This window comes from Pandoraea thiooxydans (assembly GCF_001931675.1).
Classification (GTDB): Bacteria; Pseudomonadota; Gammaproteobacteria; order Burkholderiales; family Burkholderiaceae; genus Pandoraea; species Pandoraea thiooxydans.
Window position 1 is genome coordinate 2,613,536 of record NZ_CP014839.1, and the last position, 17,719, is coordinate 2,631,254.

General features: G+C 63.1%; 16 protein-coding genes. 2 read left to right on the forward strand and 14 right to left on the reverse strand.

Translation table 11 applies throughout. The features are described from left to right. The first annotated feature begins 136 nt into the window (after positions 1-136). Positions 137-937, forward strand: coding sequence for an inositol monophosphatase family protein (locus PATSB16_RS11960; RefSeq protein ID WP_047214347.1), 801 nt, complete (start codon positions 137-139; stop codon positions 935-937). Positions 938-1,036: 99 nt separating this feature from the next. On the opposite strand, the gene gltX is transcribed toward PATSB16_RS11960, so the two are convergent. Further along, on the reverse strand, positions 1,037-2,425 hold the full coding sequence (gene gltX, locus PATSB16_RS11965; RefSeq protein WP_418303867.1) for a glutamate--tRNA ligase: 1,389 nt from the start codon (positions 2,423-2,425) through the stop codon (positions 1,037-1,039). A 179-nt stretch (positions 2,426-2,604) separates the two neighbouring features. On the opposite strand from gltX, the gene PATSB16_RS11970 reads away from it, so the two are divergent. Beyond that, positions 2,605-3,369 carry an AraC family transcriptional regulator gene (locus PATSB16_RS11970; RefSeq protein WP_047214348.1) on the forward strand — a complete coding sequence of 255 codons (765 nt, stop codon included), beginning with the start codon at positions 2,605-2,607 and terminating at the stop codon, positions 3,367-3,369. Between the two features lie 46 nt (positions 3,370-3,415). Here the strand turns inward: PATSB16_RS11970 and hisC are convergent, their stop codons facing one another. From hisC to PATSB16_RS12035, 13 genes are all read right to left on the reverse strand, one after another. Further along, on the reverse strand, positions 3,416-4,483 hold the full coding sequence (gene hisC, locus PATSB16_RS11975; RefSeq protein ID WP_047214349.1) for a histidinol-phosphate transaminase: 1,068 nt from the start codon (positions 4,481-4,483) through the stop codon (positions 3,416-3,418). An 18-nt stretch (positions 4,484-4,501) separates the two neighbouring features. After that, positions 4,502-5,689, reverse strand: coding sequence for an O-succinylhomoserine sulfhydrylase (locus PATSB16_RS11980; RefSeq protein WP_047214350.1), 1,188 nt, complete (start codon positions 5,687-5,689; stop codon positions 4,502-4,504). Between the two features lie 171 nt (positions 5,690-5,860). Then, entirely contained in the window at positions 5,861-7,390 is a 1,530-nt protein-coding gene (gene purF, locus PATSB16_RS11985) for an amidophosphoribosyltransferase (protein WP_047214351.1), read from the reverse strand. A 32-nt stretch (positions 7,391-7,422) separates the two neighbouring features. Next, a complete protein-coding gene (locus PATSB16_RS11990) occupies positions 7,423-7,965 on the reverse strand; it encodes a CvpA family protein (RefSeq protein WP_052892670.1) in 543 nt (180 codons plus the stop codon). Between the two features lies 1 nt (position 7,966). Then, positions 7,967-8,722, reverse strand: a complete 756-nt coding sequence (locus tag PATSB16_RS11995) for an SPOR domain-containing protein (RefSeq protein ID WP_047214353.1) — start codon at positions 8,720-8,722, stop codon at positions 7,967-7,969. Between the two features lie 70 nt (positions 8,723-8,792). After that, complete coding sequence (folC, locus tag PATSB16_RS12000; RefSeq protein WP_047214354.1) at positions 8,793-10,091, reverse strand: bifunctional tetrahydrofolate synthase/dihydrofolate synthase; 1,299 nt, start codon at positions 10,089-10,091, stop codon at positions 8,793-8,795. Positions 10,092-10,164: 73 nt separating this feature from the next. Further along, positions 10,165-11,040, reverse strand: a complete 876-nt coding sequence (accD, locus tag PATSB16_RS12005; protein ID WP_047214355.1) for an acetyl-CoA carboxylase, carboxyltransferase subunit beta — start codon at positions 11,038-11,040, stop codon at positions 10,165-10,167. A 16-nt stretch (positions 11,041-11,056) separates the two neighbouring features. Then, complete coding sequence (trpA, locus tag PATSB16_RS12010) at positions 11,057-11,893, reverse strand: tryptophan synthase subunit alpha (RefSeq protein WP_047214357.1); 837 nt, start codon at positions 11,891-11,893, stop codon at positions 11,057-11,059. Next, complete coding sequence (locus PATSB16_RS12015; RefSeq protein ID WP_047214358.1) at positions 11,847-12,707, reverse strand: DNA-methyltransferase; 861 nt, start codon at positions 12,705-12,707, stop codon at positions 11,847-11,849. The genes trpA and PATSB16_RS12015 overlap by 47 nt, the downstream gene beginning before the upstream one ends. Before the next feature lie 40 nt (positions 12,708-12,747). After that, a complete protein-coding gene (gene trpB, locus PATSB16_RS12020; protein ID WP_047214360.1) occupies positions 12,748-13,944 on the reverse strand; it encodes a tryptophan synthase subunit beta in 1,197 nt (398 codons plus the stop codon). Positions 13,945-13,994: 50 nt separating this feature from the next. After that, positions 13,995-14,651, reverse strand: coding sequence for a phosphoribosylanthranilate isomerase (locus tag PATSB16_RS12025; RefSeq protein WP_047214362.1), 657 nt, complete (start codon positions 14,649-14,651; stop codon positions 13,995-13,997). After that, a complete protein-coding gene (gene truA, locus PATSB16_RS12030; RefSeq protein WP_047214363.1) occupies positions 14,648-15,445 on the reverse strand; it encodes a tRNA pseudouridine(38-40) synthase TruA in 798 nt (265 codons plus the stop codon). The genes PATSB16_RS12025 and truA overlap by 4 nt, the downstream gene beginning before the upstream one ends. Before the next feature lie 99 nt (positions 15,446-15,544). Beyond that, the gene (locus tag PATSB16_RS12035) at positions 15,545-17,710 is read right to left on the reverse strand and encodes a motility hub landmark protein FimV (protein WP_156884735.1); all 2,166 of its coding nucleotides are present in this window, start codon (positions 17,708-17,710) and stop codon (positions 15,545-15,547) included. Positions 17,711-17,719 lie beyond the last annotated feature (9 nt).

The following is a 17,719-nucleotide window of genomic DNA, read 5'->3' on the forward strand; positions in this document are numbered from 1 at the left end:
GCACCCGTTGATACGAGTGCTTCGCGTGATGCCCGCAGGGCATCGCCACGGCAGCGCTCTTATCCAAAATTCATCACGCAATCGTCGCGCGGTTGTCGGGCAGCGTCCCGGCGGTCCAGCACACAAAGGATTATTTATGCATCCCATGCTCAACATCGCGGTCAAGGCTGCTCGCCGCGCTGGCCAGGTCATCAATCGCGCTTCGCTGGATATCGATCTGGTCCGGGTCAGCAAGAAACAGCATAACGATTTCGTGACGGAAGTGGACAAGGCCGCCGAACAAGCCATTATCGAAACCCTGCTGACCGCCTATCCGGAGCACGCGATTCTAGCAGAGGAGTCGGGCGCTTCCGGGCAGGACTCCGAGTTTCAGTGGATCATCGATCCGCTCGATGGCACGACCAATTTCATCCACGGCTTCCCCTATTACTGCGTATCGATCGCGCTGGCGCACAAGGGCGTGGTCAGCCAGGCGGTCATCTACGATCCGACCCGCAACGACCTGTACACGGCCTCGCGCGGGCGCGGTGCGTTTCTCAATGACCGCCGGTTGCGGGTGTCGCGCCGCGACCGACTGGCCGACAGCCTGATCGGCACCGGCTTTCCGTTCCGCGACCTGCAAGGTATCGATAACTATCTCAAGATGTTCGGCGCAATGACCGAACATTGCGCAGGCATTCGCCGCCCGGGCGCCGCCGCGCTCGATCTGGCCAGCGTCGCCGCCGGGCGACTCGATGGCTTCTTCGAGCAGGGGCTCAGTCCGTGGGACATGGCGGCCGGCAGCCTGCTCATCACCGAGGCCGGCGGTCTGGTCGGCAACTATGTCGGCGACAGCAACTTCCTGCATCACGGGGAGATTCTGGCCGGCAATCCGAAGGTTTTCGCGCAAATGGTCAAACTGCTGGAAGGCTATTCAAGCGTCAAGCCGTCGGCCTGAGGCAATTGCGCGCGGCCCGCGGGCCGGACACCTCTCAAAAAAGCCGGTACTGCATGGCAGTCACCGGCTTTTTCTTTGCCCTCCGGCGCTCTTTGGCGCTTAACCGCCCAGCCGGCTGAGCACCGTCTGACGTCCCAGCAGCGCCAACACCGCATCGATCGACGGCGTTTGCGTTTGTCCCACGGTCAGCAGGCGCACCGGCATCGCCAATTGGGGCATCTTCAGGCCATGCCGCGCCAGCACGGCCTTGAACGCGGCACCGATCGCTTCCTTGCTCCACTCGACGTCGCCCAGCGCGGCGGCCAGATCGGCCAGCGCCGGCTTGACCTGCTCGCTCAGGTGCTGAGCCAGCGCCTCGGGCGCCGGTTGCGGTACCCGGTAGAACATCGCGGCATTCGCGGCGATTTCCTTGACGGTGTTGGCGCGGTCCTTGAGCAGGCCGACTACGCCGGCCAGCGCCGGACCGCCGTCGGTCGACAATCCCTGCTGGGCGAGAAACGGCTGCGCCAGGCCCGCCAGCCGGTCATTGTCGGCCTGTTTGATGTAGTGGTTGTTCAACCATGCCAACTTTTCAGGGTTGTGCTGCGCCGGCGATTTGCCCAGATGCTCGAGGTCGAACCATGCGACAAACTGCTCGCGCGAGAAAATCTCCGCATCGCCGTGCGCCCAACCCAAGCGGGCGAGATAGTTCAATACCGCTTCGGGCAAGTAGCCTTCGTCGCGGTATTGCATCACGCCCATCGCACCATTGCGCTTGGACATTTTCTCGCCCTGATCGTTGAGTACCGTGGGCAAATGCGCGTAGACCGGGGGTTCCTTGCCCAGCGCCCGGAAAATATTGATTTGACGCGGTGTATTGTTGACGTGGTCATCGCCGCGAATCACGTGCGTAATGGCCATGTCCATGTCGTCGACCACCACGCAGAAATTGTAGGTCGGCGTGCCGTCGGGCCGGGCGATCACCAGATCGTCCAGTTCTTCGTTCGAGATTTCGATGCGGCCCTTCACCGCGTCGTCCCACGCGACCGACCCGCTCAGCGGATTTCTGAACCGCAGCACCGGCGCGACGCCCGGCGGCGGACTCGGCAGCGTCTTGCCCGGCTCGGGCCGCCACCGACCGTCGTAGCGCGGCTTCTCGCCTTTGGCCCGCTGCTCCTCGCGCAGGGCGTCGAGTTCTTCGGGCGTCATGTAACACTGGTACACCTGACCAGCCTCGAGCAACTGCTGCAGCACTTCACGGTAGCGATCCATGCGCTGCATTTGATAGAACGGCCCCTCGTCGAAATCCAGTTCGAGCCACGCCATGCCGTCCAGGATCGCCTGTACCGCAGCCGGCGTCGAGCGCTCGAGATCGGTGTCTTCGATGCGCAGAATGAAGTCGCCGTGATTGTGGCGCGCAAACGCCCAGGGATACAGCGCGGAGCGAATATTGCCCAGATGAATGAAGCCAGTCGGGCTGGGGGCGAAACGTGTACGGATTTTGCTCATGATAGGCCTGAAGAATTGCGGCGAACCAAACAAAAAGCCCGCGATTGGCGCGCAGGCTGATTGTCGAGGGCTGCCCTGAAGCGGCTTGAAAGCTGAAGCCGCCATTATACAGCCGGGCTTGTGTCGCGGATCGGGCATATACTTGGCTATCCCGTCAACGGCAGCCCTGCGCGCGTCTTATGTCTCACTCATCGAGCCACACCGCCGCCCCGGCCGTACTGGAGGTCCGGCACTATGAGCCGCTCCAGAACAGCGACCTGCATGAGCACCACCAGGTGGTCATCGGCCTGGCCGGCCGCATGGAAATCGCGCTGCCAGGCAGCGCGGGCGAAATCACCGCGCGGCGTGGCTGTGTGATTCCGGCCAGCGTGCGCCACGATTACCGCGGCGAGCGGCGAAACAGCCAGCTTGTACTGGATTTACCGGTATCGCGGCATACCGACGGACCGTTATTCGATGATGCGAGATTCTTTACGCTGGACCGAGATCTGGTGCATCTGGTGCATTTCATCGCGGAAAACACACAACGGCATCCGCAACGCCAGGCGCTGCGCCTGCGCGGCTGCCATTTGCTGCTCGATGCGCTGAACGAACGCTTGAGCCCGCAACGCACCGACGCCCGGCGCCTGGACGTCGCGAAGATCGACCAGTTCATGCGCAGCCGCCTCGATGAGCCGGTGACCACGGCCCAGTTGGCCGGGCTCACGGGGCTGAGTCCGCGCCGCTTTCACGATTGCTTCGTGGCGGCTGCCGGCACCACGCCGTACCGCTATCTGCTGCGCCTGCGGCTGGAGCGCGCCGCGACGCTGCTGCGCCAGAACACCATGCCGCTGAGCGACATTGCGCTGGCGGTCGGCTTCAACGATCAGAGCGCGTTGACGCACGCGTTTCGCGCGGCGTACGGCATGCCGCCCGCGCAGTGGCGCAAACAGGCCATGGCGTAGCGCGAGCGGTGTCCTGGCGCAAAAATTCGCCGGGAGCCGCCCCGCCTCACGCCACGATGTCCGCCAGCGCGTCGCAGAGCGCGTCGCATTCCTGGTCGGTGCCGACCGAGATGCGCAGGAATTGCGCGATACGCGGCTTGGCAAAGTGCCGCACCACGATGTGCCGCGCCCGCAATGCAGCAGCCAGCGTCGCGGCGTCGTGCGCCGGGTGGCGCGCGAAGACGAAGTTGGCGGCCGAAGGCAACACTTCGAACCCCAGCGCGCTCAAGCGAAGCGTCAAGGCATCCCGGCTCGCCATGACGGCCCGGCGGGTGTGCTCGAAATGATCGCGGTCTTCAAAAGCGGCCACCGCGCCCGCCTGGGCCAGTCGATCCAGCGGGTAGGAGTTGAAGCTGTTTTTGACGCGCTCCAGGCCCGCGATCAGATCGGCATGACCCAGCGCAAAGCCGACGCGCAATCCAGCCAGGGAGCGCGATTTGGAGAGCGTCTGGACCACCAGTAGATTCGGATACCGGTCGATCAGCGTCACGGCCGAGACGCCTCCGAAGTCGATATATGCCTCATCGACGACGACAACGGAGTCCGGATTGCCGCGCAGGATCGCTTCAACGTCCTGCAATGGCATCAGGCACCCTGTCGGCGCATTGGGATTGGGGAAGATGATGCCGCCGTTCGGGCGCACGTAGTCGGCCGCCCGGATCGTGTATCGGTCGGTCAGCGGCACGCTCTCGTAGGCGATCTCATACAGGCCGCAATAGACCGGGTAGAAGCTGTACGTGATGTCGGGAAACAGAATCGGTCGTTCGTGCTTGAGCAGCGCCTGAAATACCAGTGCCAGCACTTCGTCGGACCCATTGCCCACGAATACCTGCGCAGCGCTCAGTCCGTGATAGGCGGCAATGGCCGCCTTCAGGCGCGCGGCGTCCGGGTCGGGGTAGCGCCGCAGGCCGTCGCCGTCGTCGCCCAGCGCGTCGCGCACGGCTTGCAGCACGCGTGGCGACGGCCCATAGGGATTCTCGTTGGTATTGAGCTTGATCAGTCGTTCAAGCTGCGGTTGCTCGCCCGGCACGTAGGGTGTCAGGCGTGCAATACCGGGACTCCAGTAGCGGCTCATGGCAGTGGCGATCGTTGGTCAGATATCCAGTCCGCGCGCCAGATCGGCACGGATGTCGGCAGCGTTTTCCAGCCCCACCGCCAGGCGAATCAGCCCCTCGGTAATACCCGCCGCGGCTCGTGCTTCCGGCGTGATGCGGCCATGCGTGGTGCTCGCCGGATGCGTGATCGTGGTACGGGTGTCACCGAGGTTACCCGTGATCGAGCAGATTTTCGTGTGATCGATCACTCGCCAGGCGTTGGCGCGCTGCTGCTCGGGCGTGTCGCCCTTGACGTCGAATGCGACGATCGCCCCGCCACTGCTTTGCTGGCGCATCGCCAGCGCGTGTTGCGGATGCGACGGCAGCCCGGGGTAGTAGACACGGGCGATCCCCGGGTGCGCCTCGAGCCATCGGGCGATCTCCAGCGCATTGGCCGATTGCTTCTCCATGCGCAGTTTGAGCGTCTCCATGCCCTTGAGCAGAACCCAGGCATTGAAGGCCGACAGGGTCGGCCCGGCGCTGCGCACGAAGGGAAATATTTTCCCCATGATGTACTCGCGGGTGCCGACCACCGCGCCGCCCAGCACGCGCCCCTGGCCATCGAGGTACTTGGTCGCCGAGTGCACGACCACGTCGGCCCCTAGCTTGATGGGCAGTTGCAAGGCCGGCGAACAGAAGCAGTTGTCGACCACGAACAAGGCGCCTGCCTGTTTTGCGATACTGCCGATGGCGGCGATATCGGCAACATCGGTCAGCGGATTGGACGGCGTTTCCAGGAAGAACATCTTGGTGTCGGGTTCGATTGCCGCGCGCCACGCGTCGAGGTCGCTCGGATCGACGAAAGTCGTTCGGATACCAAATCGACTGAAAATCGCGCTGAACATTTGCAGCGTCGAACCGAAGATGCTTTGCGAACTGACCAGATGATCGCCCGCGCTGAGCGTGCTCATCACCACCGACATGATCGCGCTCATGCCAGAGGCCGTCGCCATGCAGGCCTCGGCGCCCTCCAGGGCCGCGAGCCGGTCCTGGAACATCGATACGGTCGGATTGGTGAAGCGGGAGTAGACGAAGCCTTCCTCGGATTTGGCAAAACGCTCGGCGGCCTCGGCCGCGCTCTTGAAGCAAAAGCTGGAGGTCAGGAAAAGCGCTTCCGAATGCTCGTTGAAGTTGGTGCGCTCGGTGCCGGCGCGCACCGCCAGCGTATCGAAATCGAAGGCGTCCATGGAGGTATCCCTTATCAATAAAAAAGCCCGTTTCGCTGGTCAGCAAAACGGGCTTGAAATTCCATCTATCTAGGCCTCGCTTTAGCTGTTTCGAGGCTGTTTGCCCCGCGTCCGCAAGCTGAAATCAAATCGACGCTCATGCAGTGTACCACCCTGTGCCACAACCCGCCATCACAGACTCAGGTGAGTGGCGCCCTCGTCGTCCGTGCCGCCGTCGGTGCCGTCGCGGTCGCTCTGTGCACGCGGCGACAGGCGCGCCTGCTCGAGCCGGTCGAGATAGGCCGGGGTGACGTCGCCGGTGATGTAGTTGCCGTCGAAGCAGGATGCGTCGAAGTTGCTCAGCGCCGGATTGATGTCCATCACGGCCCGTTTCATGTCTTCGACGTCCTGGTATACCAGGGCGTCGGCGCCAATGATGCGCGCCACCTCTTCATCCGTGCGGCCGTGTGCAACCAGCTCGCTGCTGGTCGGCATATCGATACCGTAGACGTTCGGGAATTTGACCGGCGGCGCGGCAGAGGCAAAGATCACTTTGCGGGCTCCGGCGTCGCGCGCCATCTGGACGATTTCCTGGCTGGTCGTGCCGCGCACGATCGAATCGTCGACGATCAGCACGCATTTGTCCTTGAATTCGACACGCATCGCATTGAGCTTCTGGCGCACCGATTTCTTGCGCACCGCTTGCCCCGGCATGATAAATGTGCGGCCCACGTAGCGGTTCTTGAAGAAACCCTCGCGGTAGTTGACGTTGAGCTGCTTGGCGACCTGCATGGCGGCCGGGCGGCTCGAGTCGGGAATCGGCATCACCACGTCGATCTCGTCGATAGGCAGGGTTCGCTTGATCTTCTCGGCCAGGTAATCCCCCATGCGCAGCCGGGCGTCGTAGACCGGAACACCGTCCAGGCACGAATCCGGCCGAGCCAGATAAACCAGCTCGAAAATACAGGGGTTCAGGCTCGGCGCATCGGCACATTGCTGCGTGTGCAGATTGCCATCGAGATCGATGATGACGGCTTCGCCCGGTGCCACATCGCGCACGAAGGTGAACCCCATGCCCTCGAGCGCCACCGATTCGGAGGCGACCATCCATTCGGTACCGTTCGGACCGTCGTGGCGACCAAAGCACAGGGGCCGGATGCCGAAAGGATCGCGGCATGCAAGCAGGCCGAAGCCGGCAATCAGCGCGACGATCGCATAGGAGCCGCGCACGCGCCGGTGCATCCCCGAGACCGCGCGGAACAGCCCTTCGCGCGAGAGCGAGATGTCGGTGCTGGCAGTCTGCAGTTCATGCGCCAGCACGTTGAGCAATACTTCCGAGTCGGAACTGGTGTTGATGTGACGGCGATCGACACGGAACATCTCGTCCCTGAGCTGTTCCCAGTTGGTCAGGTTGCCGTTGTGCGCCATGATGATGCCGTATGGCGCGCTGACATAGAACGGCTGCGCCTCTTCGGCGCTGCTGGCCGATCCGGCGGTCGGATAGCGCACCTGACCAATGCCGATATTGCCCGGCAGGCTGCGCATGTTGCGCGTGCGAAATACGTCGCGCACCATGCCGTTGCCCTTGTGCATGTGAAACGAGTTGCCGTTCGCGGTCGCGATACCGGCGGCGTCCTGTCCACGATGCTGCAGCAACAGCAGACTATCGTAAATGAACTGATTGACAGGCGATTTGGAAACTACCCCTACGATGCCGCACATGGCATGAGTCCTTCAAAAAAACATCGAAACCTTCACATGGCGCCAGCCGACAGGCGCTCACTCGGCACGTACTGCGCGACGGCGTCCGGCAGGAACGGCCTGAGCACCTGCAAGCCCTGTTCGACATAGGGCCGCAACAGCGACTGTTGCCAGAACGTTTGCTGCGGCGCGTCGGTCAGGCGGGCAGCGCACACCAGAATCATCAGGATCACTACGCCGCGCACCACGCCGAACAGCGTGCCCAGGCCACGATCGGCCGGGCGCAGCCCGGAAATCTCCACCAGCTTGCCCAGCAGGCTGTTGACGATGCCAGCCAGAAAAACCACCGCCACAAACACCAGCACGAACGCCAGCAAACCTTGTGTCACCTCGCGCCCGGGCAAGTCGCCGGGCAGCCAGCGGGTCACCGTGGGAGCCAAGGCCCGCGCCACGAAAAACGCCACTACCCAGCCGATAAGGGCGAATACTTCCCGCAAGAACCCGCGCCACATCCCCAGCAGCATGGACCCGGCCACGATCACCAGCGCCAGATAATCGACGCTGGTCAGGATCGCGCCATGCGTTGCGCCGACCAACTCAGGAGACCTCAGCTATCTGTGCCTGCAGGCCGATGCGGCGCACCTGGCGCGCGGCATCCTCCGCGCTGGCTTTGTCCTTGAACGGCCCGGCACGCAACAAGAACAGCGTGCGGCCGTTGATCTTGCGCTGTTCGACGTAACTGGGCACCTTGGCGGCCTTCAGCTTGGTCAGCCAGTTCATGGCACGCTGACGATCGGCGAACGCGCCAATGCGTATGACGAAATGTCCGGCCTTGTCTGCGGCGGCGGCCGTGGTGGCCGGCGCCGGCTTACTGGCTTGCGGCTCGGCCTGCGCCGGTTTGGCCGTCACGGCAGGCGCCACGGCGCGCGGCGCAGCACTTGGTGCCGCTTTGTTCGTTTTGTCGGCCGGGGCATCAGCCGGCGGATTGGCAGGCGCAGCGGATTTGGCGGCATCCGGCACGACGCTCTCGCCCTGGCCCAGGCTTTGCTGGGTCGCCGCGATCTTGACGGGCGGCATGGTCTGGTTCTGGCTCGGAATTTCGATTGCGATATCGCCGGTCGCCGGCTTCGGCTTGGAATCGAGCACCATCGGCAGCACGATGACGGCCGCCAGCACAAGCGCCAGAGCGCCAACCAGGCGGCGGCGCGCACGTTGCTTTTCGGGCAACAAGGGGTCGACCTGAGGATGTGCGCTATATTCGTTCGCCGCCGCGGTGCGCGGCGCGCGGGCACGGCTGGCGCGCTTGGGAGTTACGGATTCGACTTCTTTTTTGCGGAAGGAGAACAATCCCATGGCGAGGCTCAGGTCGTGGCGGAAAAACCGGCATTAGCCGTCATGCGCCCAATTCCAGTGTGTCGGTCATTCAATGGCGCTCCAACTTGCGCTGGGCAATTACGCCGGCAACGGTATAGAACGATCCGAAAACCACGATTCTATCATTGTCGCGAGCCACTTTTCGTGCCTCGAGATATGCCTGCTCGGGCGAAGCGAAGCGCTGCACCGAATGATCGGCGTCTGTTCGGAAACCGGCCGCCAGAAGTTTCTGCTCCAACACCTCCGGCGCGGCCGCGCGCGCCGTTGGCAGTGCGCTCAGGTACCAGTGATCGACCTTGTCCACCAGATGTTTGAGGATGCCGCCGATATCCTTGTCCTGCATGGCGCCGAACACCACGTGCGTGTATGGGAAGTAACCCATGCTGTCGAGATTCTGCCCCAGCACGGCGGCGGCGTGCGGGTTGTGGGCAACGTCAAGCACGACAGCCGGCTGGCCAGGCAGCACCTGGAAGCGCCCCGGCAGTTCGGCGGCGGCCAGGCCGCGCCGCATGTCCTGTGCGCTGACCGGCAGGCGCTCCCGCATGGCCTCCAGGGCCGCCAGCGCCGCGGCCGCGTTCAGCAGCTGATTGGCGCCGCGCAGAGCCGGATAGGCAAGCGCCGCCCGACGCAGGCTGCGCCCGCCATAACTCCATTGCTGCTTGTCACCCTGGTAATTGAAATCGCGGCCAAACAGCCAGAGATCGGCGTCGATCTCCTGTGCGTGATCGATCAACGATTGCGGCGGCACCGGGTCGCTGCAGATCGCCGGCCGGCCGGTTCGGAAGATACCCGCCTTCTCGAAGCCGATTTTTTCTCGGGTATCGCCCAGATAGCTGGCGTGATCGATATCGATACTGGTGACGACGGCGCAGTCCGTATCGATGATATTGACCGCATCGAGTCGCCCGCCCAGGCCGACCTCCAGGATCACGGCGTCCAGGCCGCTGGCGGCGAACAGATGCATGATCGCCAGCGTGGTGAATTCGAAATAGGTCAGCGATACCGGCTCGGGGAAACTGCATCTAGCTGATTCGACCGCTTCGAAATGCGGCAGCAGTTGCTCATCGCTGGCAATCTCGCCGTTGATTCGTGCCCGCTCGTTGAATGCCAGCAGGTGCGGCGACGTATGGCAGCCGACCTTGTAACCGGCGGCCAGCAGCATCGCTTCGAGCAGCGCGCAGGTCGAACCCTTGCCGTTGGTGCCGCCCACGGTAAACACCGGGCAGGCAAAGGTCAGCCCCAGGGCCTGCTTGACCTTGCCGATACGCGCAAGGCCCATGTCGATACCCACGGGATGGGCGGTTTCCAGGTATTCGAGCCACGGAGAAAGCGTTGGAAAAGTCGGCATGGGACAGGCAAAAAAACAAAGCGCGGACGCCGCCGCGCTGAAGACTGAATCTTACGCTGAATTCGAACTGCGTTCAGGCCACCGCGTCGGCCGGCTGGCGCTCCATCAGGGCGATCAGCCGGGCGATTTCCTCCCGCAACTTGCGACGATCGACGATCATGTCGATCGCCCCTTTCTGCAGCAGGAACTCGGCGCGCTGGAATCCTTCCGGCAGCGTCTCGCGCACGGTCTGCTCGATCACGCGGGGCCCCGCGAATCCGACCAGCGCCCTGGGTTCGGCAATCACGACGTCGCCCAAAAAGGCGAAGCTGGCCGACACGCCGCCCATGGTCGGATCGGTGAGCACGGAAATGAAAGGCAATTTCGCTTCCGACAGCTTGGTCAGCATGGCGGTGGTCTTGGCCATCTGCATCAGGGAAAGCAGACTTTCCTGCATGCGCGCACCACCGGAGGCGGTAATGCAGATGAACGGCACACCCTGTTCGATGGCATTTTGCGCGCCGCGCGCAAAGCGCTCGCCGACCACCGACCCCATCGAGCCGCCCATGAAACCGAACTCGAAGCAGGCAACGACCACCGGCAGCGTATGGATCGCGCCACCCATGACCACCATGGCATCGGTCTCGCCGGTGTCTTCCATGGCCTCCTTGATGCGCTCCGGATACTTGCGGCTGTCCTTGAACTTGAGCGCGTCGACCGGCACGATTTCCTGGCCGATCTCGTAGCGGCCTTCCGGATCGAGAAGGCCGTCCAGGCGCTCGCGCGCGTTGATGCGCATATGATGGTCGCATTTGGGGCAAACGTGCAGGTTTGCCTCGACGTCATTGCGATACAAAACGGCTTCACACGACGGGCACTTGACCCACAATCCCTCGGGAATGCTTTTGTTGCGTTGGGCCGGATCGGTCTGCTTGATCTTGGGCGGCAACAGTTTATCGAGCCAACTCATCGTTTCTCCTTGGCCGTTATTTACGGGTTGCAGGCATTTCATCCAGTGCAACGCGAATTCCGGCAATGAATTCAGCCAGCGATTTTACCGCTTTCGCGGCACTTTGGTCGTCCTGATCGCGCGTGGCGTCTTCCAGCAACTGAATGATCCGGCTACCGATCACTACGGCGTCGGCCACCTGCCCGATCACGGCGGCCGTCTGGGCGTCGCGGATACCGAAGCCGACACCGACCGGCACGCTGACGTGCCGCTTGATTTGGGGGATCTTGCCGGCAACGCTGTCGGGATCCAGGTGCGCGGCGCCGGTCACCCCGGTAAGCGACACGTAGTAGACATAACCGCTGGCCTGCTTGGCGACCGCCGCGATCCGCTCGTCGGTCGAGGTCGGCGCCAGCAGGAAAATCGGATCGAGGTTGTGCGCGCGCATCTGCGCGGCAAACGCGTCGCTTTCCTCGGGCGGATAGTCAACCACCAGCACGCCGTCAACGCCGGCCATCTGGGCGCGTTGCGCGAACGCTGCGAGCCCCATGCGCTCGATCGGATTGGCGTATCCCATCAGCACGACCGGTGTGTGTGTATTTTTGCGTCGAAACGCCGCCACATTGTCGAGTACTTGCGCCAAGCTGACGCCCTTGACCAGGGCGCGCTCGGCCGCGCGCTGAATCACCGGCCCGTCAGCCATCGGGTCGGAAAAAGGCACGCCGAGCTCGATCACGTCGGCACCGTTGTCGGCCAACACATGCATGAGGTCGACGGTCCACGCCGGCTCGGGATCGCCAGTCATCATAAAGGGAATTAGGCCCTTCTTACCCTGCGCTTGCAGTGCCTGAAAAGTCGCTTGTATGCGGGACATGGTTTTCCAATTGGTGAATGCGTTGATGGGCGAGCGCGCAGTATTGCGGGTTGATTTCGTAGCCGATAAAGCGGCGCCCGTGACGAGCGCACGCAACGGCGGTGGTGCCGCTGCCCATGAAGGGATCCAGCACCAGCCCATCCGGGGGGCAGGTGGCCAGCACCATGCGCTCGATGATATCGAGTGGTTTTTGGGTCGGATGGTCCACTCGCTCCAGATCCTGCCGGTGCAAGCGAGAAACCGACCACAAGTCTTTCGGGTTGTAGCCGAGCTCGAGCCATTTGCTGCCCTCGAAGATGCGTCGGCTACGCGCTTTCTTGGTGACCGGGTCGTAGGGAATACGCACCGCGTCGAGATTGAAGTAATAGTCCTTCGAGACCGCAAAAAAGCCGATGTTGTCGTGCACCGAACTGAAGCGGCGTGTGGTGCCGCCCATGCTTGGAACGCGTCGGTCCCAGATGATTTCGTTGATCATCAGCATGCGCCGTTTGAGAAATACGAACAGTTCGGGCGCGTACTGCCAGGTGCAGAAAATGTAAAGGGACCCGGACGCCTTGAGCTTGGGAATCGCGAGGTCGAGCCAGCCATACGTCCAGGCGAGAAAATCGTCGCCCGAACGCATGTCCGAATCGTTGCCGTAATCCTTGCCGAGACCGTAGGGCGGATCGGCCAGGATCAGGTCGACCGAACCATCGGCCATCTCAGCCGCACTGGCTAGAAAATCGGCGTGACGTATCGATACCGACGTGCCGATGAGCGGTGGGGTGGCCGACGGCGCCGGCTCGCTGATAGGATCATCCGTGGAGCGCGTCATGGTGTGCCTGTTCTCACGGTCGCGACGGGTACCGGCCGCACTATGGCGCGTCCTTGCCCGCGACGGCCATCACCGTATGCATGTCCTTATCGCCGCGCCCTGACAGATTGACCAGCACCAGCTTGTCCTTGGGCAGCGTCGGTGCCAGCTTGCAGGCATAGGCCAGCGCGTGACTCGATTCCAGCGCCGGGATGATGCCCTCGATGCGGCAGCAATCGTGAAACGCCTGCAGCGCCTCGGCGTCGGTGACCGCGACGTATTCGGCGCGATGGCTGTCTTTGAGCCAGGCATGCTCGGGACCGACACCGGGATAATCCAGCCCGGCCGAGATCGAGTGCGTTTCCAGAATCTGGCCGTTGGCGTCTTGCAGCAAATAGGTGCGATTGCCGTGCAGCACACCAGGCGTGCCCCCCACCAGCGCCGCCGCATGGTGGCCGGTGGCAATGCCCTCACCCGCAGCTTCCACGCCGATCAGCTTGACGCCGGCATGGTCCAGATAGGGGTGGAAAATCCCCATCGCATTGGAGCCGCCGCCAACGCAGGCGAGCACGTAATCAGGTTGGCGCCCTGTCAGCTCGGGCATTTGCAGCTTGCACTCCTGCCCGATGACGCTTTGGAAATCGCGCACCAGCATCGGATACGGATGGGGCCCGGCCACCGTGCCGATGATGTAGAACGTATTGTCGACATTCGTCACCCAGTCGCGCATCGCTTCGTTGAGCGCGTCCTTGAGGGTTTTCGAGCCGGATTCGACCGGCACCACGCGCGCGCCCAGCAATTGCATGCGATATACGTTGGCGGCCTGGCGCTTGACGTCTTCGGAGCCCATGTAGACGACGCATTCCATACCGAAGCGCGCGGCGATGGTGGCTGTGGCCACGCCATGCTGCCCGGCGCCGGTCTCGGCGATAACGCGCGGCTTGCCCATGCGGCGCGCGAGTATCGCCTGACCAATCACGTTGTTGATCTTGTGCGCGCCCGTGTGGTTGAGATCTTCGCGCTTGAGGTAAATCTGCGCACCGCCGAGCTCCTGACTCCAGCGCTTGGCATGGTAGACCGGCGACGGGCGGCCGACGTAATGCTTCAGTTCGTAATGGAATTCTTCCTGGAATGCCGGATCCTGCTGGCATTTTTCGTAGGCGGCGCGCAATTCGTCGAGCGCGTAAATCAAAGTTTCGGAGACGAATACGCCGCCATATGGCCCAAAATGGCCTCGAGCATCGGGGAAATCGTACATAGTGTCACTCACCGCGAGGAGACCGCCGGCATGACCGCCGACGGCTTTGATTATCGGGCGTCCGCAGCGCGAACCTCGCGCACGAACGCCGCCATACGGGCGTGATCTTTCACGCCACGCGCGGACTCCACGCCGCTGGAGACATCCACGGCGTAGGGTCGCACACGCTCAATGGCGTCAGCGACATTGTGCGCGTTCAAGCCACCACTTAAAACGGCCCGATGCGCGAGTTCTTTTGGAATAAGTGACCAATCGAAGACCTTCCCTCCGCCGCCGTACCCTTCGACCAGGGCGTCGAGCAAAATGCCCTGCGCGGCGGCGTAACCATCGGCAGATTGTAGCAAATCCGCGGCACTTTTCGTGTCGGGGCCAACCCGCAGTGCGCGCAGCCATGGACGCCCACCCGCGGCCTGGGCTCCCGCCATGCATTGCTCGGCCGACTCGTCGCCATGGAACTGCAACAGGCCCAACGGCACGCGTGCGACGGTGCGGCGGATTTCATCCGGCGTGGCGTTGACGAACAGCCCAACCACTGTGACAAACGGCGGCACCCGGCTCGCCAGCGCGGCCGCCTGTTCGATCGTCACGTAACGCGGGCTCGGCGCGTAAAAAACCAGGCCGATTGCGTCGACGCCCAGCGCGACGGCGTGGTCGATATCGGCCGGCTGGGAAAGACCGCAAATTTTGATGCGAGTGCGTGTAGTCATGTTGGCCACGGCATGGGATAAGGCCACGCCGCCCAGTTGGGCGGCGGCAGTCGGAATTGGTCAGGATAGCCGACCTGGGCCAGATACAGCCCGTCCGGCATGAACGTCGGCGCCGCGCGACGACGGTCGCGGCTCGCCAGGACCTCCGCCATCCAGCCCGGTGGCTGGCGCCCCTTGCCGATACTGACCAGGCACCCCATCAAATTGCGAACCATATGGTGAAGGAAAGCATTGGCCCGGAAGCGGAATCCATAAAAATGCCCTTGCTGGCCGATATCGATCGCATACATATGTTTGACGGGCGTCTTGGCCTGGCATTCCGACGAGCGAAACGCGGAAAAGTCATGCTCTCCGATCAGGCATTGAACCGCCGCGCGCATCGCCGCGACGTCCAGCGGCGTGTGCAACCATCCACACTTGCCCTCCAGCAATGGCGCGCGCACCGGATGCGCATAGAGCATATAAAAATAGGTGCGCTCGAAAGCTGCGAAGCGTGCGTGGAATTCCCCCGACACCGGTGTGGCCCACTGAATTGCCACCGCTTTCGGCAAAAAAGCATTGACGCCGCGAACCCAGGCGTAATCCGTCCTGTCGAGCGGCGTGTCGAAGTGAACCACCTGACCGAGCGCGTGCACCCCTGCATCGGTTCGGCCAGCAACGTGGGTTTGCACCGGCATACCCGCAAACGCCGCCAAGGCCCGTTCCAGCGCGTCCTGTACGGTGTTGCCGTGCGGCTGGGCTTGCCAGCCGGAAAAGGCGAAACCGTCGTACTGTATTCCAAGCGCTATTCGCATAAGACGCCGCGGCGCGGCGCCGCGCGGGGTTCATCGGATCAAAAGAAAAGGCGCCATCGACAATCCGGCGCCCAAAGCTACGGTCAATCGGTACGCGTATTATCCCAGCGCGGCCATCCGCTTGCGCGCCTCGGCCTGCGCGGCCGCGTCGCCGTCCCTGAGCACCTCTTCGAGCAGCTCGCGCGCGCCGGCCTTGTCGCCGATCGCCAGATAGGCATTGGCCAACTCAAGCTTGGTTTGAATCGTGTCGGCCAGTGGCGCGTGCGCCGGGCTCGACTGCGCCGCATCACCTTCGCTCGCTCCCTTCAAGTCGAGATCGAAGCCCGACAGATCGAAAGACAACGGTTTGAGTGATGGGGCCTCCTCGTGCTCAGGTGCCGCAAAAGGCGTCGCCGATTCGTCGTGTAACACTTGCGAGTCGTCGGGGGCAACTGGCGACGGCGCGGTTGCAGCAACGTCGCCAACAGGCGCCATTGTAAAATTAACCGTTCCCCAGGGCGCTTCATCAGGACTCACGATCGGCTTGTCGGTATGCGCTTCGGTCCGCACCAGTTCATCGGCATGGCCCGGCAGGGACAGGTCGATATCCCCGACCATCTGAGCCACGCCATTGACCGGCATGGTCGGCGGCGTCGGTCTCGGCGCCTTTTCCGTTTCCGCCACCAGCCGCTCCAGCGCAGCCCCGGCGCTAAGCGCCCCGGCCGCCAGCGCAACATCTTTCTCGCTGGATACTTTTTCCATGCGCTGTGCTATTCGCTCGTTCATCGTTTTATCGGTATCGCCACCGGCGGTTGCGTCCGCCGTCGCGCCGTGACTGCCGTCGTCGCCGGCGTCATATGGCCCTTCCTGCCCGACTGGCGTCTCCGGTTGAGCACGTCGACGGGTCATGAACCAGAGGATGGCAAGCAGCAGCACCAGCAGCGCCACACCGGGCCACAAATAAGGATTGCGCTTGAGCGCGTCCCATGACAATGCGGGCGCGCCCTTCTTTTGATGCGCGCCGGCGACCGCCGCCGGCGCCTGCGAGGCGACTGCCGGCGCCGCTGTCGGCTGCGATGCCGTCGGCTCCGAGGCTGCGGCGCTACTTGCAGCCTCACCAGCAGCAGCGACAGCGGAGGCGGAGGCGCCGGATTGCGCTGTCGCCTGCTGCGCCGCCTGCTGCTTTTTCAGCGCCAACAGTTTTTGAAGCTCGCCGACATTCTTCTCCAGCGCCTGAACACGCCCTTTCGCTTCGGCAATGGCCTTGTCGCGGGCGATGCTATCTTCCGCCGTATTGCCTGCCTTCAGTCCTTGCTCGGGACGTGACAAGGTCAGTTCGTCGCCTGACGCGGCAGGCGCTGCGGCGGGCGCCTGCTTTTCGATCGTGCCGCCCGCACTGCGGCCGGCAGCTTGGGGGCGTTGCTTCGTCGCACTTTCGGCAAGACGCGCGCGATAGGCCTGAAACTGGGCTCGACTCTCGGCCACAAAGCGGCTTGCAGCCTGCGGCGAAACTGCCTGCACCGCGCCACTTGAGGGTAGTTGCAATGTGGCCCCGGCCTTGAGAAGGTTCGAGTTGCCGTCGATGAAGGCGCCACGGTTGGCGTTGTAAAGCGCCGCCATCATTTGAGCCGATGTCACGCCCGGCACCTCGCTGGCGAATTGGGCAGCCAGTTCCGATAGCGTATCGCCGCGCTCGACGACGTAACGCTTGCCCTCCTGCCCCGCGGTTGCTCCCGACGGGCGAGTGCCCCGGGGTGTCGCCCCCGTCTCGGACGGCGCGGCCGACGGTGCGACGATCGCCGCACTGCCACGGCGAGTCTGTTCGGCAGACTGGTTGATCAGCAGCGTGTAGGGGCTGGTTTGCCGCCCAGAACGCCAATCGAGCACGATCACGAGGTCAAGAAAGGGGCTCGCGACCGGCTGACGGGTACTGACGTGGATAACATAATGGCTCGGTCCGACTTTGGTCAGACCGAGTCTCAGGTCGGCGAGCGCAGGGGCATAATTCACGCCGGTAAGGTTGAAAACCTCCTGCGGCGCCAAGCTGACACTCAATCCATTCGCTTCGTCCGGAGTCACGTCGGTGACCTGGATATCGGCCTGCAACGGCTGGCCGGCACCGGAACGAACAGTCTGATTGCCCAGCGTCATCGCGTTCGCGTTCAGCAGGCCAGCGCCCCATAAGAGTCCAGCCAGGGCCGTCATGCGCAATGCATTGTGTTGTTTGACCATCTTGCTATTTCGCACCTGTGCCCCTTTGTGTTCTATTCCGCTGCACCAGTTCAAACACCCGGA

Coding starts and splice junctions, on each gene's coding strand:
- PATSB16_RS11995 (WP_047214353.1), bottom strand. CDS start 8,722: ATGGGATTGTTCTCCTTCCGCAAAAAAGAAGTCGAATCCGTAACTCCC.
- trpA (WP_047214357.1), bottom strand. CDS start 11,893: ATGTCCCGCATACAAGCGACTTTTCAGGCACTGCAAGCGCAGGGTAAG.
- accD (WP_047214355.1), bottom strand. CDS start 11,040: ATGAGTTGGCTCGATAAACTGTTGCCGCCCAAGATCAAGCAGACCGAT.
- PATSB16_RS12015 (WP_047214358.1), bottom strand. CDS start 12,707: ATGACGCGCTCCACGGATGATCCTATCAGCGAGCCGGCGCCGTCGGCC.
- gltX (WP_418303867.1), bottom strand. CDS start 2,425: ATGAGCAAAATCCGTACACGTTTCGCCCCCAGCCCGACTGGCTTCATT.
- folC (WP_047214354.1), bottom strand. CDS start 10,091: ATGCCGACTTTTCCAACGCTTTCTCCGTGGCTCGAATACCTGGAAACC.
- truA (WP_047214363.1), bottom strand. CDS start 15,445: ATGCGAATAGCGCTTGGAATACAGTACGACGGTTTCGCCTTTTCCGGC.
- PATSB16_RS11970 (WP_047214348.1), top strand. CDS start 2,605: ATGTCTCACTCATCGAGCCACACCGCCGCCCCGGCCGTACTGGAGGTC.
- purF (WP_047214351.1), bottom strand. CDS start 7,390: ATGTGCGGCATCGTAGGGGTAGTTTCCAAATCGCCTGTCAATCAGTTC.
- PATSB16_RS12025 (WP_047214362.1), bottom strand. CDS start 14,651: ATGACTACACGCACTCGCATCAAAATTTGCGGTCTTTCCCAGCCGGCC.
- PATSB16_RS11980 (WP_047214350.1), bottom strand. CDS start 5,689: ATGGACGCCTTCGATTTCGATACGCTGGCGGTGCGCGCCGGCACCGAG.
- hisC (WP_047214349.1), bottom strand. CDS start 4,483: ATGAGCCGCTACTGGAGTCCCGGTATTGCACGCCTGACACCCTACGTG.
- PATSB16_RS11960 (WP_047214347.1), top strand. CDS start 137: ATGCATCCCATGCTCAACATCGCGGTCAAGGCTGCTCGCCGCGCTGGC.
- trpB (WP_047214360.1), bottom strand. CDS start 13,944: ATGTACGATTTCCCCGATGCTCGAGGCCATTTTGGGCCATATGGCGGC.